This is a genomic window from Christiangramia flava JLT2011 (assembly GCF_001951155.1).
Classification (GTDB): domain Bacteria; phylum Bacteroidota; class Bacteroidia; order Flavobacteriales; family Flavobacteriaceae; genus Christiangramia; species Christiangramia flava.
Genome location: NZ_CP016359.1, coordinates 2,406,153 through 2,426,488, shown reverse-complemented (window position 1 = coordinate 2,426,488; position 20,336 = coordinate 2,406,153). Strand labels below are relative to the sequence as shown.

The following is a 20,336-nucleotide window of genomic DNA, read 5'->3' as shown; positions in this document are numbered from 1 at the left end:
ATTTCACACGCATACCCTTCCTATTATTTAAAATTAAAATTCATCTTATCTCCAGCGAGGATCACCCACCATGTTATCTATCAAAGTTTGATTAGTAACGGTAAAATCACCGGTTGAAGGGTCTACAAATCCAGGATCCAGGGTGGTATAACTGCTGTCATCATAGATGTACTGAGCGGTATCATAGAAACCTGGCGCGTTGAAGTAATTGTTATTGCTGAAAGTAGGAGATTCATCTATTCCCTCTCTATCAGCATAACCTTCAGATTCTGTTTCGGCGATCAGGGTATTAGTCACCGTCACGTCATTAGATACAAACCGAACATACAACAATCTTCGGCTATCAGAATCGGCACTGGCATAAATGGTACAGCTGTCTATCACGATATTGGAAGTCTGGCCTGTATCATTGGTCGTTCCTGCAGCATCCATCCTGATGAAATCACGACCCGGAGCACAATTATAGAACGTACTGTTTTGCAGCAATACATTGAGCACATCAGAATTTCTGAAATCGATGAAGTCTCCTCCAGAAGTGAAAATATCGTGTATGATACTGTTTTCAACTGTTAAAGATTGCAGGATCGCATCGGTCTCATTTCCGGCGATGAACGAACGCGCGTAATCATGGATATTACAGCCGCTGATCAACAGGGTATTGAAATTACCCGGGCCGGTATAACGTACCGCGTCTGATAATGTGGAAGAACCATCGCCATCACCCTGAAGGTCAAGATCGATCAACGAGACATCTTCTGCACCGGTGGTAATTTCAAAGTTCACGCGCAGCAGGGGCTTATCATAACTTCTGAGACCGCGAATGGTCAGGGATTTATCCAGTGTAATGGTTCCGGTTTGCTCGGTATAATCACCTTCCTGTAATACCAGTATATCACCGGCCACAGCATCTGTGATCATTTGAAGCAGGTCGTCTTCCGGAGTTACCAGTTTTCCGGTACCAATATCGATTCCCGTAGTGAAGACCTTCAGGCCACGAACTTTGCTTCCATTCAGTAAAGTTGCAGTATACTCGGTTTCTGAGGTAAGACCGGTTATTGTCGCCACTCCGGCTGCTTTTTCTTCTTCGGAAAGGGTATAAACGATGTCACCAGGACTGAGACGAATTTCGGTTACATCACTGCCGGCAACCCATCTTAGGGTAGCTTCCAGAGCTTTAATATCGCTTGGATCTCCTTCCAGGAACAATTGTTCGGTCAGCGTTTGCGCCGTGGTCGTTGCCCAGGAAGAGTCGTCCAGCCCGCGAGAGCTGATGGCTTTCACCCTGATAGAATACAGTGTTTCTCCTTCCAGCGGCACCAAGACGGGTAATTCATCTGGTGTCACTTCCAGCGTTTTAGTAATGTTACCAAAACTGGGATCGTTAGCGCTGAATTCCACAATATAACTGTTCACGTTCTCATTTACGGTCCAGTTCAGCTCCACGTTCACCTGATTTCGCACAAAAGCTTTCAGGGCTACCGGAGCAAACTCCCTTTCCACCGGAAGTTCCTCTATCAGTTCTGTATCATAATCGCATCCAGTAACTGTGCCCAGAAGGACCAGGGCTACCAGTACACTTTTAAAGATGTGTTTAAAATTCATAGTCTTAAAAATTAAATCTGTTAAAGGTCTAGTAACCATAATCATTCGTTAGTTTACCGTTACTCGCATCCAAAAAGACTTGCCAGATTGGCCAGAATTGTCTTTGATCTGGATCTACTCCAGGCTTATAAATGGTATTGATCATTTCATCTAAAGGCTGATCCCAGTTGAATGCAGAGTATTCTGGACCAGGGTTTCCGGTTTCTCCTCTGTTCAGCCCATAAATATCCAGCGTATAACCATCTTCTTCATATTTATAATAAAGCGTGGTTGGAACATTTGCATATTCTCCGCTTCGGGTATTCAGGTCGCTAAGTTTGGCTTTTTCCTCGTCCAGTTTTGTTCCCAGAAGATTCCAGCGAATAAGATCCATTTTACGGTCCATCTCACCGGTATATTCATATTTGTATTCTTCCACGATTGCATCGAACATGGCTTCCTTACTGGAAAGTGCATCTACGTAGGCATCCACCATTTCAGCCTGTTGGGCTGATGGGAAGGCTCTTCTTCTCAATTCTTTCAGGTATGGTGCCGCAGCTCCCGGACCTTCAAGTTCATTGGCAGCTTCCGCAGCAGTTAGTAAAACTTCTGCATAACGCATATAGATAAAATTCACCCCGTCATCGTTGGTGGAAGTCACGTAGCGATCCATCCACTCGTAGCGATATTTTCCGAAGTACCAGGTATCAATTCCCACCAGTTGCTGCTGGGCGATACCCTCTACTGCTGCACCCCACTCGTAAGGCACACAGGTCACATCCCGACGAAGGTCATTTTCATTATAATCGTAATAAACTGTTGGAGTTGGGCCGGCAGTTCCACCACGTGGCTGACCGGTAAACTGGTCTACGCTACGGTGACGCACGGCAAAAGAGAACAACACTCTACCTCTACCGCTTGAAAATGGGATTTCCCACAGGGATTCTCCGCCGGCATTGATATTTTCCTGGTTGTATTTTCTCCAGAACCCTTCAAATGTTGGTTCCAGCGAAGCCTTCCCACTGTTGATCACTGCACGACACTCGTCCAGCGCTAACTGATACATTTTCTGAACGGAAAGATCTGGATCATTACTTCTCCTAATTCCGTCAGGATATTGCTGGTACCCACTGGCCACCATGGCCAGACGGGCACGGAAGCCTTTAACGAAGGCTTTATTGATTCGCTCTACCGTCGTGGTCGCAGCGGTTTCATTTGGCCAGGCTACCAGCGTGGAAGCTTCTCCAAGATCTGCGATCAGTCTTTTATAAATGGTATCTCTACTGGTCTTTCCCAGGTAAATGGTTTCCGTTGTAATAGGTTCAAAACGGGCGGGTACGTCGCCCCAAGCTTTCATCAAATCAGCATAATAGATCGCGCGATACGTTAGGGCTGCCCCCAAAAGCTGACCAAATTCGGTTCCCGGTTCGGGGTTTCCGTAGTTTCTCAATCCACGGATTACGATATTGGCTCTTTCGATCCCCTGGTACATCATGGCCCAGGCGTTGTTTTCAGAATTCATTCGGGAGTTGTTCGGCTTGGCATCATAGGCTACCAGGTCAGCATCTGCACTTCCTTCGTCATCTGAACTGTAATTATATTCCACATCGGTATTGAAACCATAGTAAGGGATGAATCTACCGCGGTAAGAGTTGGTCTGCCCCACTGGTTCCAAAATTCCGTCTACGGCGCCTTTAGCAAGATCAACCGTTGAAAAAATGATCGACTCATCCAACGTAGATTTTGCAGGTGCTTCCAAGAAGTCATTTTCAAAATCTTCCTCCTCACATGATATCAACAGACCTGTTAGCAGTAATACTGTACAGATTTTTATTAAGTTTTTCATTTTCTTCTAATTTTAAAAATTAAGGTTTAATCCAAACACTACCTGCCTGCTTCTTGGGAACGGTGAGTAATCTACTCCCGGAGTAAGCGGCGTTTTACGTCTGGTAGAAACTTCAGGATCCAGGCCTGAATAATCTGTAAGGATAAATACATTATTTCCGGTTACATAGAATCGCAGTTTGGAAATACCGGCTTTAGACATTAAAGAATCCGGAAGCGTGTATCCCAAAGTGATCGTATTCAGTCTTAGGAAAGAACCGTCTTCCACGGCCCAGTCGCTGAACACGTAATTCTGCATGTAAGGCGACCACATAGTGGTATTGGCGTTGGCCGCAGCAAGCTGGTCTGGATCGGTGATCAGCATGCCTGTCTCAGGATCAAGATTCGTCCACCGCTGCCCGTCTGCCATGATCGTGCTCAGGTTACGATACTGGCCATTTTGATTAGCCGTTGTGAATTCGATCTTATTCGCATTGTACACATCGTTTCCAACACTGTAATTGAAAGCTGCTGAAAAATCGAAACCGTAAGCGTATGCATTGATGACCATACCACCGGTATAATCTGGATTGGCATTTCCAATAATGGTATTGTCATTTACATCTACCACTCCGTCATTGTTCAGATCTTGCAGCTTCAGCGTACCTGGTCGTACAGTTCCAACGATTGCGCTGTTATCTACCACGCCGGGTTTTAGAGTATAGGTATTAGTGGTCGCATCAAAATCAAAATCTGAAACCTCGTAACGCCCGTCATTTCTGAAGCCATACATCATCCCGATTGGCTCGCCAACACGCACCACGTAATCGTTCCCGATCTGCGTGGAGGCCCAGTTGGTATTCTGCCCAAAATCTTCCAGTTCTCCAAGAGAATTGATCTTATTCCTGTTAGCTGAAATGTTGAAAGCAAAGCTCAAACCGTAATCCAGTTTATTGATGGCATTGATATTCAGGGAACCTTCGATACCTGTATTCTGGATTTCCCCAAGGTTTCGATACTGGCTCTGGTAACCTGTTCCAGGAACCGGGAAATTCACCAAAAGATCGGTCGTAAGGTTTTTATACACTTCCACGCTACCGCTCAAAATTCCTCTGAACATTTCAAAATCCAGACCGGCATTCTGAGTTACCGTAGTTTCCCATTTCAGGTCCGGGTTGGCCAGCGTTCTGGAGGCCGACCAGTAAGTTGGAATATCATTCAGGTAAGTCGTGGTATTAGACTGGAAACTCTGAACTGTCTGTCCCGAAGGAATATTGTTATTCCCCGCCTCACCATAACTCAGCCTGATCTTCAAGGCGCTTAGCCATTCCGCATCTTTCAGGAAGTTTTCTTCTTTGATCTTCCAGGCAACAGCGGCGGAAGGAAAATACCCCCATCGGTTATCACCCAAAAATTTACTGGAACCATCGGCACGATAGGTCGCAGTTACCAAATATTTATTCTGAAACTCATAGTTCACCCTTCCGAAGAAAGATAACAACTTATCATCAGGGCTGTAAAAGTTATCTACTGATTGTGGTGTTCCCTGAGTGGTTAATTTTCTAGTGGTCTCAAAATCGAAATCTTTTGGAAAACCTTGTATTTCTGAAGTTTCTTCGTTGTTCTTCGTGATGATCATCTCTTCCCCAAGCAATAACTTCAGGGCATGATCCTCGCCCAGCCACTCATTGAAATCATAATTAATGGTATTGGCATTTCTGAAGCTTTCTCTTTTCTGATCGCTGTAGACCAGTGATGGTAAGCCCTGGTTATCTGCTGAAGGTCGGTTATTAGAATAATAAGTAGAACGACCGTAATATCTAAAATCCTGATCGGTTCGGTTGTCCAAACCAAAATCTGACTGGAATCTCAAGTCCTGAAGGATGTCCCATCCAAAACTTCCAAGCATATTGAAGTTCTTACGAAGCTGTTGACGCTGATTATCTGCCACTGCCACGAAAGGATTCACGAGGTAACTGGCAATCGCTTCATCAGTAGCCGTGGTGGTCAAACCGGAAATTGGTATTGGAGAATATCCTACACTATGCTTCAGCCTGGAATCAGCCGAAGAAATTTCGTTTTGCTCGTTAGTTCCTCCACCGTTGATCTCGGTATCAGAATAACGAAGCGTAAAAGACAGGTCTACTTTATCACCAGCCTGGCTCTTCAGGGCCAGTGCGAGGTTATCACGCGTGTAAGCCGAACCGGCCATGATGGTATTTACATCGTAACGCGCATAGTTGAAGTTGAAGTTCATCTTGTCTGTCCCGCCACGAACGGCCAGGTCATGACTTTGAACGCGCCCCATATTTCCGTAGATCTGTTTTTGCCAGTTGTTACCTTCCTGGCCAATATACTGGTCGTAATCCTGCCATAATCCAAAATACTTCTCGTAAGAATCAATATTTTCAGCATCTTCTAAAAGTGCGTATTCGTATTGCCACTTCACGAAATCTTCCGGCTGCAAGACATCAATAGTATTGGCAATTTTCTGCAAACCATAGAACGTATTGAAGTTCACACTCACTTTTCCGCTTTTACCGTCTTTCGTAGTAATAATGATTACCCCGTTCGCTCCACGAGATCCATAGATCGCTGTAGATGAAGCATCCTTTAATACGGAAATGCTTTCAATATCTGTTGGGCTAATGTCGCTCATGCTGTTCACCGGGAAACCATCCACGATGATCAATGGCGAGCTGTCCTGCGTTAAAGACCCGCTACCGCGAATCCTGATATTGATCTCGGCATCTGGAGAACCTTCTGTGGAAAGCACCTGTACTCCGGGGAGTCTACCGGTAAGCGTTTCAGCCACACTCGATTTGGCCTGTTCTGTAAGATCATTCCCCGAAATGGAAACAACCGATCCTGTAAGGTCTGATTTCTTGGTGGTACCATATCCCACCACCACTACTTCATCCAGTGCGTTGGAATCTACCTGCAACGCCGCATCCAGCACAGTTTGACCGTTAAGTGAAACTTCCGTGGTCTGATACCCCACATAACTAAACACCAAAACGGCGTTATGACCTGAAACATCCAGGGAGTAGTTTCCGTCAAAATCGGTCATGGTACCATTAGATGTTCCCTTTTCAACAACATTCACACCTAGCAGCGGAACCTGATCATCTGCACCGGTTACTGTTCCGGTAACCGTTACGGAATCCTGCGCCAGGACCATACCCGGAGCGCAAAATAAAATAAGCAACAGAAACCTCCAGATAAATACTGACCCTTTGCCTAGTAATGATTTATCATTCATAGTTCAATTAATAGTTAGTTAAAAATTTGAAATTAATTTATCCCGAAAAGGAAACAGCTTCCGCTCCGGGCATCCGGCCAACTACAGGTCAAAAACTAGAGGTACAAAATCGCGTGGTTACTATTAAGGATAAGGTACGTTAGGCTTTTGAAATTTTTATTGGCGTAATCGATTACACAATTATACTAATTTAATGTTAATTTAAAAATTTTAATCTCAATAAATTGAATTTTTAACAATTTGAAACCCTCTTAATTATGATATAGACAATCAAATGCCAAGGCTTTCAAACATTCGCAATTGCACAAAAATGTTTAGGCAATCGGTTACATTGTTAAGCAGTAGAAATATTCTTACTCCAATTATTTCTGCAGGCCCATAAAAATTCGGAATACCTCATTCCTAAACTTCGTTCAGGACACTTTAAAATTCCCTGTGGAAAATTCAGAAAATATCCGCCGAAAGTTCCTGAAATATTCTGAAAAGTCGCAGAACCGAATCTGTCAAAAGATGATTTCCATCATAGCATAAGCTCCCTGCCCACCGTAATTTTAGATTGTGAAAACCGATGAAACAGCTTTTCACATGGCCAATTTATACTGATATTATGAAAAATATTCTTGTTTGTACCGACTTTTCAAAAAATGCCTATTGCGCACTGCACTATGCCACCCGGCTGTTCAGGGATGAGATCTGCAACTTTGTGATCCTCCATTCCTATAACGACCGGCTTACCAATTCCAGTTATTTACTAATCAATGAAATGGAACGCGAAAACAACCTGAAAGTAAGGGAGGAGGCGATGGAAAAGAATATGGAACTAATGCATTCCATCAAACGCGATTCCACGGGGAATAATCAATTTAAGACCGTCACGACTGAATTGCCTCTCGTCCAGGCAATAAAAGAACAGATCGAAAAACAGCACATTGATCTGGTAGTGATGGGAACCGAAGGAAAATCGGGTTTATCGCAACGCTTCTTCGGAAGAAAAACCCTTTCGGTGATCCAGCACCTCTCTACCACACCTATTCTTATCATCCCTAGGGAAACCGATTTTTCCGAACCGCTGAGCATTGATTTTGCAACCGATTTCAAAATGGAGCCGGAAATTGCCAATTTTCCGATCTTAAAAGCGATCGTAGAAACCTACCATTCGTCGATACGGTTCGTCCACTCCGGAAATGAAGAAGATATGGAAACCAGCCAATGGAAAAATTACAGGCTGCTGAAAGAGACGCTGGAAAACCCGAATGCAGCGATTGAATATTTGCCTACGCACCTGGAAGTTTCCCGGGCCATTGCAGAACACATGAAGGAAAACCACGTAGACCTCTTGTGTATGGTAAAATTCAAGCACCAAAACTGGCAGTTCTTCCGGGAGCCCGTGATCAAGGAACTGGATCTTCACCTGCGATTTCCATTTCTGATCTTACAGTCTGAAAAACTGAAATGATCAACGACAGGCTATTTTTGAAGAGCAGGAATTCCGGAACATATTCCAACAAAAAACCACGCGATCAGGCGTGGTTTTTACTACTTCGGCATTTTGTGACCCCGGAAGGATTCGAACCCTCAACCCTCAGAGCCGAAATCTGATATTCTATCCAGTTGAACTACGGGGCCAGTATTTTAATTGCTCAGTTTTTGCTTTACGATCGTCGAAATGGTACGCCCATCCGCTCTACCGGCGAGCTCTTTTGTCACCATTCCCATCACTTTTCCCATGTCCTGCATACCGCTGGCACCGGTTTTCGCGATCACTTCTTCTACTTTAGCCTCCACTTCTTCTTCCGATAATTGCTCCGGAAGAAAAGCTTCGATCACCAAAGCCTGTTCCAGTTCAGGTGCCGCAAGATCTTCCCGCCCCTGCTCCTGATAGATCTGGGCGCTTTCCTTGCGTTGCTTGACCAGCTTTTGAAGCAATTTCAGTTCCTCTTCCTCAGAAAGGCCGTCTTTAGAATCACTTTCAGTATTTGCCAGTAAAATGGCGCTTTTCACAGCTCTTAAAGCCTCCAGTTTAGCGCTGTCTTTGGCTTTCATCGCGGCTTTCATTTCAGCCATTACCTTATCCTGTAAACTCATCGTGCTTTAATTTCCCTGCGAAGATAAAATTTTCTCTTAAAAATCACATTTAATTATCCTTCCAAATTTAAGTAACTTACCCGGCTTAAATGCGCTACCATGAAAAAATGCCTGCTTTTCTTCCTCATTCTTTTCAGTCTCAACCAGTCCTTTTCACAGGAAGTATTGATAGACAGCCTGTTCCGGGTTCAACCAGTCACTACGGAAGTATATGCGGAAAAAGATTCGACTCAACTTATAGTGGATCTGTATCAACCGGAAACCTCTTCTAAAGAAGCAAAACCGCTGATCGTTTTCATGCATGGTGGCGGATTTGCCGGTGGAAGTCCTCGTAATCCTGCTGAAGTTCGCTTCGCCAAAATAGCAGCTGCCAAAGGTTATGTCGTAGGCCTTATCTCTTACCGCCTTGTTCGAAAAGGCAAATCATTTAGCTGTGATTTTGATGCCGATGGAAAAATGGAAGTTTTCAAGCTCGCTGCGGAAGATTTTCTGGATGCCGTTAGTTTCCTGAAAAAAAATGCTGAAAAATACCAGATAGATCCTGAAAATATCATCGTTGGCGGAAGCAGTGCCGGGGCCGAAGCCGTTTTAGATGCCGTATATAATCGTGACCTCGTCCTGGAGCAGAAAAATGCCTACCCGGATATTCAGTTTAAAGCAGTAATTTCCCTGGCTGGCGCCATTGTAGATGTTCGCTATTTAACGGAAAAAAATGCTATTCCGGGAATATTCTTCCACGGTACAGATGACAACCTGGTTCCTTACGCCACAGCCCCGCACCATTATTGCGATCCTGAATCTCCGGGCTATCTTATCCTGGATGGTTCCAAAACGATCGTAGAAAAACTGAAAGAATTCAACAGTTCTTATCTTTTCTACACGTTTGAAGGAGCTAAACATGAAATTTCCGGGATGCCGTTTGATGATCTGCCAGCGATTTTTCAATTTATAAAATCGGTGGTATTCCATAAAGAACAGGTCCAGACCACCGTGTACCACTAAATATTGAAAATAAAAAAGCCCCGGTGCCCAAAGGCAACCGGAGCCACAACAAACTAAAAAACTAGTCTTCTGTAAAACTTTAATTTATTCTTCCGGAGAAATTCTCATCGCATTGATGTAGAAGAACCCGTTCCCATTATCATTATTATCACCCGAGGTCACTTCGATCATGATCTCTCCATTAGCATCCGCTTTGATGCCCTGAACACAGGCGATCTCATCCGTATTACTGGCAGCATTCAGACTAGCCGAACCGGTGGTTGCTCCAATTACGGTATACTTGGTTTCGCGATTATCGGTCGCCGTTCTGGAACCGAAGAAACAGAATTCATAAGAAGAATCGTTCGTAAATCCGCTTAATTTGATCACGCCTTTTTCTACCAGGATTCCTGCCCAGACCCCTTTTGAATTTCCGTAGAAAGAATTTCCGGAAACCTCAGCTGGCATATTGAAATCTGTATTCGTCTCTGTTTCCCCGTTGGTGTTCTGGCCGTTGAACCTGCTGGTGATCATCATTTCGATACCGGTAAACTCGTTATCCTGATATTTCAAATTCGGAATAGTCGCATCTTCCAGGAAGCTGGTCATTCCATTCCAACCAGTTGAGTTGGATGAAGTCGCAAAATCGATATACACATCCTTCTCGATCACTCCGGAACCTCCCGCATTCTGGTACGCTGTGAGTTCCGTCACCGCATCAGGTTGCAGAACTGCTTCATGAGCGGCATTTTGAGCAATTTCCGCGTCAACATCCACGAACCCATCAGGCACATAAGAATTGCCAACCACGCTTTCACCGAATAAGATCTCAAACCAGGTGCTGGCAGCAGTGTAACGCCCAATTTCATTTAAGTGATAACCGTCTCTATTGAAGTTATCTCCTAAGTAACTTGTTCTGGCATTTTGAATGGCCGTACCTGAAGGAACGATCTTATAAGTTGGGATCAACGCTTCTGCCTGGTTATAGGCACTGACGATCGCCTCATACATCTTCATCTGATCATTGTCGTAGTTCACAAAACCGGAATGCGTTGAATTTTGTGCATAAGCCCAGGTTTGATGTAACAGGTATCTCGTATATTCATTACCATTCTGCTGGGAAACATACTCGTATAACGCCGGAAGTGTTTCAGTGAATGTATCATACAATCCGGAATTCTGACTCACCTGCTGGAAACTGATATAATCCCAGTTCTCATCTGCCACAGCAGTTGCGATGGAAACATTCTCGGTAGTTGTTTTTGTTCCAGATTTATTGATCTTTCTGTAGCTATATACTTCCGCATTATTATTGGCATTTTCTACATGCAAGGCCAGTTCAGCTCCTCCTATATACAGGTTACCAATGACTATATCTTTTCCGGCTGCTTTTGCCAAACCGTACAGATAGTATTCGATCGCATCTTCAGAAAAACTATTTCCGATCGCCAGTACCTTCAGCACGCCGTCGTTTTCATCTTCCACGGTCACACTGGTCGTTCCGGAAATCTGCCCGTCTTCTGAAGTAATTGTCAAATTCGTCGTTCCAACCTGAAGTCCCTGGATGGTAACCTCGTAAGTTCCGGGATCTACTTCAAGTGAAACAATATCTGCAGGCTCTGCCGTCCAGGTATATTCCTGAGTAGGCACCTCTACCAAATTGAATTCCGGCGTAATCGTCACTGTAGATTGGGTATAGGCAGTAATACTTGCCGGCACACTCACTTCGGTTTCCCGAATCATGGTCGTGGTGATAGTGGAACTGGCCATTTCGCTGCCATCCATAGACTCAATGGTAGCAGTGGCAGTTCCTTCTCCCACCGCTTTGATCACTGCGGAATAATCTTTTCCTACAGATTCAATTTCGATCACTGTAGAATCTGAAACAGACCAGCTGTACTTTGTAGAAGCCTGCTGAAATAGTGGTTTCAGCGTCAATTCTTTCCCTACTACCATACTGGCAGTGGTTAGATTGACGGCCAGGTCGTTCTTAGGTTCGATCTGTTCCGGATCATCGCAGGAGGCAAGCGTGAAAAATGCTGCAAAAAAGACCATCATCAGAAACCTGATTCGGCCCAAGTACTTTTTTGTTTTCATAATTTAGATTTTGTGGTTACTAATTATAGTGGTTACTGATTTATTCCAAAGTGAAGGATCCGGCCATTTCAGCATCAGATGATCCTCCAACTGCAAACTCAAATTCACCCGGTTCAGCTACAAAATCCAGCTGTGAATTGTAAAATTTCAAATCTTCAGCAGTAATTTCAAAAGTCACCTCCTTAGATTCTCCTTTTTTAAGGCTTATTTTCTGAAATCCTTTAAGTTCCTTCATTGGCGGCGTAATGCTTCTCACTTTATCATGCAGGTAAAGCTGAACCACTTCTTCTCCGTCATAATTCCCGGTATTGGTGACCGTTGTTTTGATAGTGATGCTTCCGTTTTCAGTCATCGAATCAGCGCTGGCAGTTACTTTTCCGTATTCGAAAGTGGTATAACTCAATCCATACCCAAATGGTAATAACGGACTGTTAGGCATGTCCAGGTATCGTGATTTGAATTTTTCGAATTCCTTCTGACTCGAAGGACGACCGGTATTTTTCATACTGTAGTAAACAGGGATCTGCCCAACACTTCTTGGCCAGGAAACGGTTAATTTTCCGGAAGGATTGTAATCCCCAAAAAGCACATCAGCGATCGCGTTCCCGGCTTCAACACCCGGGTGCCATACCTGTAGAATGCTAATTGGCATATCCATTTCTTCGGAAATATTCAAAGGTCTTCCGCTCATCAAAACAGCTACAACAGGCTTCCCTGTTTTCACCAATTCTCTAAGCATCTTTTTCTGACTTTCATCAATCTTCAAAGTTGTACGACTGGCTGCCTCTCCCGTCATTTCAGTTGCTTCTCCAATAACCGCTACAACAACATCTGCAGCATTTGCGGCATTCAAAGCACTTTTGAGCAAGGCATCTGGTGAATCCTTTGAGATACTAACTCTTTCTCCAAAAACATTCACATTCTTGGCAAGGATCGTATCGTTGGTGATGTTAGCGCCTTTCGAATAAGTTACCTGTGCATCTGGCGCTACATTTTTGAAACCTTCTTTTATGGTCACTGCCAGGGAAACATCTCCCGTTGGCGCCCAGGTTCCAAGCATATTTTCGCGACTATCGGCCAAAGGTCCGACCAGCGCGATCTTTGCGTTTTTCTTCAGCGGAAGCACATTATTGTGCTTTTTCAGCAGGACAAACGAATGTTTGGCAACTTCTCTTGCAAAAGCCCTGTTCTCTTCACTTAAAATATCTGCATCAGGCCTTTTGTTATCAAGGTATTTATAAGGATCATCAAAAAGTCCCAGTTTGTACTTTGCCTCCAGAATTCTACGGCATGCGATAGTGATGGTTTCTTCGGAAACTGTTCCTTCCTCAACCGATTTTTTCAATGTTGTCAAAAATCCTTCTCCTACCATATCCATATCCAGACCGGCATTGATAGACAATGCCGAAACTTCCTGAAGATCACCCAAACCATGTGCGATCATTTCATTTACTGAAGTATAGTCAGAAACCACAAAGCCGTCGAAATTCCAGCGATCCCTTAATAGATCTGTCAGCAACCATTTATTTCCTGAAGCAGGAACGCCATCTACATCATTGAATGAACTCATCACGCTGGCAACTCCGGCATCTACCGCTGCTTTATACGGAGGTAAATATTCATTGAACATTTTCACGCGGCTCATGTCCACGCTATTATAATCCCTCCCGCCTTCTGCAGCTCCGTATAATGCAAAGTGCTTAACGGTTGCTAACATGGTCTGAGGCTGAGTGAGGTCGGTTCCCTGGTAACCTTTTACATAAGCTTCAGCAATTCGGGATCCCAAATAAGGATCTTCACCGGCACCTTCAGCAATACGACCCCAACGAGGATCGCGAGCAATATCAACCATCGGTGAAAAATTCCAGTTTATTCCATCAGCCGTTGCTTCTTTTGCGGCAATTTGAGCCGATTTCTCTAACATATCCATATCCCAACTGGCAGCAGAGCCAAGCGGAATCGGGAAAGTCGTTTTATAACCATGGATCACATCAGACCCGATCAAAAGCGGGATTCCCAGCCTGGTATCGTTTACGGCATATTCCTGAGCAATCCTGATCTTATCTGGTCCTGAAACTCCAAATAAGCCTCCAACATTTCCGGCTTTGATCTTATCTTCTACATTCTTGCTCACAACGGCTCCGGTAGCGACACCTCCACCCGGAGTAAGGAGGTTTAACTGACCGATCTTTTCTTCAAGTGTCATCTTCCCTAACAATTCTTCTACCTTCGGGATGCGCTCCTGCGCTTTTGCTAATAAGCAAAAAGCTAGAAAAAAGCTGATCGATAATAATGTCTTCTTCATTTTAGTTTGTATATGCAATTTGTTATTTGACTTCTTTGATTTCGGTTTTTTCTGATATCCCATTTTCGTTAAATGCCTCGATACTGAAATAATACCTGGTATCACGATCGAGGTTACGCATGTAAAGCTCATTTTTGTCATAAACGAGCCAGCTTTGGTATAATTTATCCGGAGCAATTCCCCAGCGAATATTGTATCCTTGCGCTTCTTTTACAGGTTCCCATTCGAAGGAAGCATTTCTGCGATCTTCCTCCCTTTTGATATCAAAACCACGAACTTTTGACGGTTTTTTACCTAGCCCTTTTCCAAAAACCCGAATTTCAGATAAGGCAAGATTTTTCCCGGGAACTTTTACGTTATTATACCGAACGTACTTTGCCTTGACCGGCTTGTTTAAAGGAATGTATGCATTGGGTGCATCCTCAAAGCTTTTGCTTCGGTCAACTACTGTTTGCCAGCTTTGACCATCTTCGGAAACCTCAATTGTAAACCGGTGCTTTAAACCTTCAGTTCTGGTATAAATTCCAGATTCTTCATCATGAAAATTCAGCTGAAAAGCATAAATATTTCCCGGTTCCAGCATCTCGATCTGTACCCACTGAGCTTCATCATTCGCTTCAGCAACCCAGAAAGATTTCGGACTTTCATCAGTCAGCACTTTCGAGATGATTTCGCCTGAATTATTTTTTTCCAAAGGCATTTCAGTAATATCATAATCCCCATCATTTGCGGTACTCTTTTTTACCTGCTTCATCGATGAGGATACCGTGGCTTTACCTTTGTAGGATAAGAGCATCCAACCGGTATGCTGGCCGGCTTTGGTTGGATGATTTGGCGCATAAAGCGGATAATCTCCATAACTCGTGTTGGCATGCATCAGCCCGTCTTCATCAAAATAGGTAGGGAACATACACAGCCTTCGCTCCCAGTGAGAATTAGAAGCTAAAGCCATAGTTGCAAAATGCCAGTATTGACCGTTGGTTTGCTTCACGGTAATCCCGTGTCCTGCACCATTGGTAAAACCGCCTGGCTTGAAACTCATCGGGTTGCTTTTCATATATTCAAAAGGACCCAACGGCGAATCCCCAATATAAACTCCGTCTGCGTAGACATTGAACTGTGTTCCGGGAGCGGCATACTGCAGGTAATATTTTCCGTCGTGTTTGGTCATGGAAGCACCTTCCATATAACCTTCTTTAAGAGTAGGGTGAAAATTATTTTCCCCGAAACGTTCCCAGCCGTGCTCTTCTTCATTCAGATTGATCAACTCTTTCTGAACGCCGGTCTCTAAAAAGCGATCATCTTTATCCAGCATTTTGACCTTGACAGGGTACACATTTGAAGAACCCCAGTATAAATATGCTTTCCCGTCATCGTCAATGAATAATTCAGAATCCTGAATGTTGTTTGAAATAGAGGCAGTGGGCGTCCATTTGCCACTTTTGGGATCATCGGTATAAAGAATACTGCCATAACCTGCAGGATCACCGGCAAAATACACCAATGAATCTTTGTAATTGAATGCTGTAGGGGCATTGGAACCTTCAAAAAACCATTGTTGTGGTTTGATAAATTCCCAATCGACCAGGTCTTTGGAATGCCAGTAACCAAAAGAACGCGTAACGAACATGAAATACTCGCCACGAAACTCGATCACTGCGGGATCTGCACCCGAACGATAAGAAATATTCTTACTGGAATTATAGACCATGTAGGTGTAGTCTATATCCAGCGGATTGATATAGGTTTCCGGAATCGCCTCCTGCGCATTCAGGCTAATTCCGAAGAAAATAAGTAGTACTGTTTGTATGTTTTTAAACATTTGCATTCTAAAATTCTCTCAGTTATTCTGAATCATTTTCTTTTTCCTGACCCATTTGATGTGAAAACAACCACGATAGCAAGTTTGGCTCAGCAAAAGCTGAATCCCAGCTGTTATGGTTCGCATCTTTATAAAGGGTCAAATTGGCATTCCCGCCAGCTTCATTAATAGCGCCAGCCATTTCTTTACCATAATGCGGTGCCACTACATTATCCTATAAGCCGTGAAAGACCCAGATAAAAAAGCCTTCGCGATATTTTTCAGCTATGGACGTATCTGCCGCGCCACAAATGGCAAAAGCAGCAGCGAATGTTTCCGGTTTACGAGAGATCATCTCGAATGTTCCCATTCCGCCCATGGAGAGTCCGCCTACATAAAGACGGGTCGTATCGATATATTTTTCTGAAGTATATTGATCTAAAAGGTCCATCGTCAAACGCATAGAAGTAGTTGGTTCATCGGTATTGTGAAAATCGAATTTCAGCGGAAAGCTTTCTCGATCAACATCAACATTTGCCCAGTAATCATCTTTTGGAACCTGCGGAAAGATCACCACAGCAGGAAAATTTTTTCGGTTTTCTTCCTTCAGAAAAAGATCTGCGCCATGAACCAGTTGTGATTCATTATCACTGCCTCGCTCACCAGCTCCATGTAGGAAAAGGACCAAGGGATAGATACTATCTTGTGAAAAGCCTTCCGGATACAGAATTCGATATTGAAGGGTATCACTTCCTTTCACGAATTGCTCCTTCTTAAAAATTGATTTATCCTGTGCCTTTACTGAAAAAGTCACAATCAACAGTGCAATGGCAACCAGTACTATTTTATTATTCTTTATCATATGTAAATCCTAATTTATCAAGTCCGTTTTGTATTTCGGGTGCTCCCATAAAAAGATCCCATATCAAGCCCGAACGATAGTTTTCGATCATCACGATCATTGGTCCCTGGTCTATGGCCAGGTATTTTTTCGCTGCCCACTTTTCACCGTTATCAAGGCTGTATGCATCATAAAATCCTGCAGGTCCCCAAACCAGGTCATGCAAATCTGTATAGAAATAACGCATGGCATCCAGGGATTTTTCAGGGGTATATGGAATAGAGCTTACGGCCGCAGTTGGAGATACCACTCCGCGATCGCTGTCTGGAGAATGAGCCGCATATCCTACACTTCCATCATCATTCTTGGTATAACTTGCCGTAAGTCCCCATGATCTTTCAGAATAGGTATCATGATTCGCAGGGTTCTCCTGGCAGTACTCGTAATTGATCAGGGAATGGTTTCGATTCAAATCCCAATAATTTGCATATTGATCACTTAAGCCTTTCGGATTAAGACCTAAATAAGAATAATGAGCCCAGAATAAAGGACCTCCTTTATCTCCACTCGTATTATGTTTCAGGATCAAAGGCATCCCATAGGCTTTCACATCGGTAGTAATATTTCCTCCACGCGCCCAGCCTTCATGATAGACTTCAGGTTTTATGGAATGATCTGGAGAAGAGGCTGCCATAACGTACGTGATCAGACACTCATTATAACCCTCGATCATAAAGTCCATTTCCCACTGGTAATCTGGAGACCAGTGCCAGTAAATGCCATTTTTATTATTGGTGTACCATTTCCATTCTATCCCTTTCCATAGGTCATCATATTTCTGAGCCAACTTTTTTTCTTCTTCGGAACCATTTTTAAAATATTCGCGAATAACAATAAAAGATTGTGCAAGGAAAGAGGTTTCCACTATATCTCCACCGTTATCCTTTTTTCCGAAGGCCTGAACATCTCCTGTTTCCCCATTCAGCCAGTGTGACCAGGCACCGTGAAAACGAGGAGCATTATCTAGAAAATCGGCGATCTTGTTAAATCTTACTACGGCTGAATCTCTATCGATAAATCCGCGTTCCACCCCGGCAATAATTCCCATCATTCCAAATCCACTACCACCGGTAGTTACTACATGAGCATCATTTTTAGGATAGTCGCCATCAGGATGAAAACGCTCTCTACCCATACCACTATTTGGTTCAGCATAATCCCAGAAATATTTTAAGGTCTGCTTCTGAACAGTATCCAGTAAGGCTTCTTCTGAAATTTCAGTAGAATCTTTTGCTGTTTTGTTTTCTTCCGAAGTGTTCTTTTTTGCCTTTGAATCATTGCAGGCACCAAACAAAATCAGTGCTGCACAAAGCGGTAAAAATTTCAATTTTGTCATTCGATGATTATTCTTCTGTATTTATATTTTTGATTTCGGTCATAGCCTGCTGTACTTCTTCATTTTTCATGAAAAGATCCCAAAGCAATCCGCTTCTATAATTTTCGATCATGACGGTCATGGGCGCCTGATTTAAGCCCATATAAATTTTTGCAACCCAATCTTCTCCGAGATTAAATGCATCGCGAAATCCATATTCTCCCCACAAAAATTTTCCATTATCGCGATAAAAATGCTTTAAGGCTGCCATTGATTTTTCAGGTGTGTATGGAAAAGAAGCGATAGCCCCGGTTGGCGCTATGGTTCCATCATCCTGAGACGGCTTAGCTTCCCTGGCTTTGTAACCATTAGGCCCGTCGCTTGCGGTCAGGCCCCAGCTATTTTCGGCATAACCCTCGTAGCCTCCTGGATTAGCAACAGAATAGCGGTAATTGATCTCTACGATATCCCGATTATTCTCAAAATAATTGACATAGCGATCACTCATTTTATTTGGATCCAAACCTAAGAAGGAATAATGAACGAAGAACAAAGGTCCTCCAACTCCAACTCCAACCTTCAGCGGGATGCCATAATAAGTGGTTTCGTTCGTATAAGTAGAACCGGCGCTGGTTTCACCCCAGTTCGAGCGATAGTCTTTAGCTTTTTGCTGCTGGCTTGCCCAACCCGTATAGTACATATTGGCATCCACACCATGAGTTGGTGAGGCTATAGCCAGAAAATAAGTGATCATGGTTTCGTTCCAGCCAATTAACTGATGATCGATCACCCACTGCTGATCTGGCGACCAGTGCCAGGTTAAATAATTGCTGCTGTCCTCCTGCCTGAACCAATCCCATTCAACGCCTTCCCAAATTTTGGTAATACGGTCTCTTAAACCTTTTTCTGTTGAATTTTCTTCTGACAAATATTGCTTAACAGTAAGCAAGCCTTGCATCAAAAAGGAAGTTTCCACCAGGTCTGCACCGTTGTCTTTCTTACCGAAAAACGGTTCTACTTTTCCTGAAGGACCATCTATAAAATGGGAATATGCACCATGGAAACGTTCCGCTTTTTCAAGAAACTGAACAATTTTGCCTATTCTGATCACAAATTCATCTCGTGAAATAAAGTTTCTTTCGGCTCCAACTACAAGAGCCATCAATCCAAATCCCGATGCACCAGAAGCGACCATTTCCTTTCTTCCCGGAATATTTTCCAGAGCCAGGCCGCTATTCTTCTCTGCACCGTCCCAATAATAATTAAACGAGGCTTCCTGAACCATCGATAACAATTCTTCATCGCTCATTGTTTTCGTGGAAACCTTTTCAGCTGCTGAAAGCTCAGATTCTGAATAATCATAACTCAGCGCACTAATCTTGTAGTAATAGGTTTGATCTGGCTGCCCGGTGAAATCGGTAAATTTTGAAAAATACTGCGTATTCTGAATACCAATAGGTTGGTAATCTTCGCCGTTTTCAGACCGATATACCTGGATGTATTTGATCACATCTGGATCAATTTCGTTCCATCTAATATCTACATGTCGCTCATAGCCTTTTAAATTTTGAATCTGAACCTGAGAAACGGAACTATCAGAATTTACAGCATCAAGAAGCTCAATCTGATCAAGAAATACCTCATGATCACCTTCAGATTTTCCCTGTTGAAATTGCACAGCATTTATCATAGCTGATTTAAATCCCGATCCAAAATCTTTTAAAGGAATCTTTACCTGAAACCATTCATCAGAAACAAGCCCATTAGTATACTCATCCAAGGAGAGAGAAGAAGATTTTCCCGATTTTATCAAAAGACTTATTTCAGGTAATGTTGATGAAGATTCTTCATCATTAAGCATCCAGAAACTCAAAATATCAGCCTTTTTAAAATGGTCTTTACCTCTCCATTCAGGATAATTTATAGTTACTGACCAGTTCCCTTCCGGATTGGAACTGTACTTCAGTTGCAAAGAATTTCCGGGAGTGAAAAACTTGTGATCAGCTACCGGAATTCTTTTCTGAACATTCAAAACAAAGGAGTTTCCGGAATATTCCACATTACTGGAATTCCAGCTTTTTTCCATCAGATTATTCTCAAAAAAAACTTTTGTATAATCAGATTCCTGGCTGAAAAGAGCCATTGTAAAAAAGAAGCTGAAAAGGACAGTCAGTTTACTCATAT

13 protein-coding genes and 1 tRNA gene are annotated in these 20,336 nt (G+C 43.3%); 2 read left to right on the top strand and 12 right to left on the bottom strand.

Going from position 1 to position 20,336, the window contains the following annotated elements; all coding sequences use genetic code 11:
• Positions 1–45: 45 nt before the first annotated feature.
• Genes GRFL_RS10625 through GRFL_RS10615 form a run of 3 tightly spaced genes read right to left on the bottom strand, consistent with a single transcriptional unit; the run spans position 46 to position 6,667 of the window.
• Complete coding sequence (locus GRFL_RS10625; RefSeq protein WP_083644600.1) at positions 46–1,602, bottom strand: DUF4957 domain-containing protein; 1,557 nt, start codon at positions 1,600–1,602, stop codon at positions 46–48.
• Between the two features lie 28 nt (positions 1,603–1,630).
• Positions 1,631–3,427, bottom strand: coding sequence for a RagB/SusD family nutrient uptake outer membrane protein (locus GRFL_RS10620; protein ID WP_083644599.1), 1,797 nt, complete (start codon positions 3,425–3,427; stop codon positions 1,631–1,633).
• 12 nt (positions 3,428–3,439) lie between these two features.
• The gene (locus GRFL_RS10615) at positions 3,440–6,667 is read right to left on the bottom strand and encodes a SusC/RagA family TonB-linked outer membrane protein (RefSeq protein ID WP_083644598.1); all 3,228 of its coding nucleotides are present in this window, start codon (positions 6,665–6,667) and stop codon (positions 3,440–3,442) included.
• A 607-nt stretch (positions 6,668–7,274) separates the two neighbouring features.
• On the opposite strand from GRFL_RS10615, the gene GRFL_RS10610 reads away from it, so the two are divergent.
• Positions 7,275–8,123: a universal stress protein gene (locus tag GRFL_RS10610; RefSeq protein ID WP_158091617.1), complete on the top strand. Its 849-nt coding sequence runs from the start codon at positions 7,275–7,277 to the stop codon at positions 8,121–8,123.
• A 96-nt stretch (positions 8,124–8,219) separates the two neighbouring features.
• Here the strand turns inward: GRFL_RS10610 and GRFL_RS10605 are convergent.
• Positions 8,220–8,293 (bottom strand) — tRNA-Arg (locus GRFL_RS10605).
• A gap of 6 nt (positions 8,294–8,299) precedes the next feature.
• Positions 8,300–8,752 (bottom strand): GatB/YqeY domain-containing protein, encoded by a 453-nt coding sequence (locus GRFL_RS10600; RefSeq protein ID WP_083644596.1) that lies wholly within the window; start codon positions 8,750–8,752, stop codon positions 8,300–8,302.
• 99 nt (positions 8,753–8,851) lie between these two features.
• Here GRFL_RS10600 and GRFL_RS10595 point away from each other — a divergent pair, with 99 nt between their 5' ends.
• A complete protein-coding gene (locus GRFL_RS10595) occupies positions 8,852–9,754 on the top strand; it encodes an alpha/beta hydrolase (RefSeq protein WP_083644595.1) in 903 nt (300 codons plus the stop codon).
• A gap of 84 nt (positions 9,755–9,838) precedes the next feature.
• Here GRFL_RS10595 and GRFL_RS10590 read toward each other — a convergent pair whose 3' ends face one another.
• From GRFL_RS10590 to GRFL_RS10565, 7 genes are read right to left on the bottom strand one after another with little or no spacing between them, the layout of a single operon-like run.
• Entirely contained in the window at positions 9,839–11,830 is a 1,992-nt protein-coding gene (locus tag GRFL_RS10590; RefSeq protein ID WP_206601056.1) for a DUF4886 domain-containing protein, read from the bottom strand.
• Positions 11,831–11,870: 40 nt separating this feature from the next.
• Entirely contained in the window at positions 11,871–14,135 is a 2,265-nt protein-coding gene (bglX, locus tag GRFL_RS10585) for a beta-glucosidase BglX (RefSeq protein ID WP_083646079.1), read from the bottom strand.
• 22 nt (positions 14,136–14,157) lie between these two features.
• Positions 14,158–15,957 carry a family 43 glycosylhydrolase gene (locus tag GRFL_RS10580; RefSeq protein WP_236995789.1) on the bottom strand — a complete coding sequence of 600 codons (1,800 nt, stop codon included), beginning with the start codon at positions 15,955–15,957 and terminating at the stop codon, positions 14,158–14,160.
• Positions 15,958–15,979: 22 nt separating this feature from the next.
• Positions 15,980–16,138 (bottom strand): hypothetical protein, encoded by a 159-nt coding sequence (locus tag GRFL_RS18345; protein WP_341475745.1) that lies wholly within the window; start codon positions 16,136–16,138, stop codon positions 15,980–15,982.
• Between the two features lie 33 nt (positions 16,139–16,171).
• Positions 16,172–16,798, bottom strand: a complete 627-nt coding sequence (locus GRFL_RS10575) for a carboxylesterase family protein (protein ID WP_341475744.1) — start codon at positions 16,796–16,798, stop codon at positions 16,172–16,174.
• A complete protein-coding gene (locus GRFL_RS10570) occupies positions 16,785–18,173 on the bottom strand; it encodes a glucoamylase family protein (protein ID WP_083644593.1) in 1,389 nt (462 codons plus the stop codon). Before GRFL_RS10570 ends, GRFL_RS10575 begins: the two co-directional genes overlap by 14 nt.
• Before the next feature lie 7 nt (positions 18,174–18,180).
• The gene (locus tag GRFL_RS10565) at positions 18,181–20,334 is read right to left on the bottom strand and encodes a glucoamylase family protein (RefSeq protein ID WP_083644592.1); all 2,154 of its coding nucleotides are present in this window, start codon (positions 20,332–20,334) and stop codon (positions 18,181–18,183) included.
• Positions 20,335–20,336 lie beyond the last annotated feature (2 nt).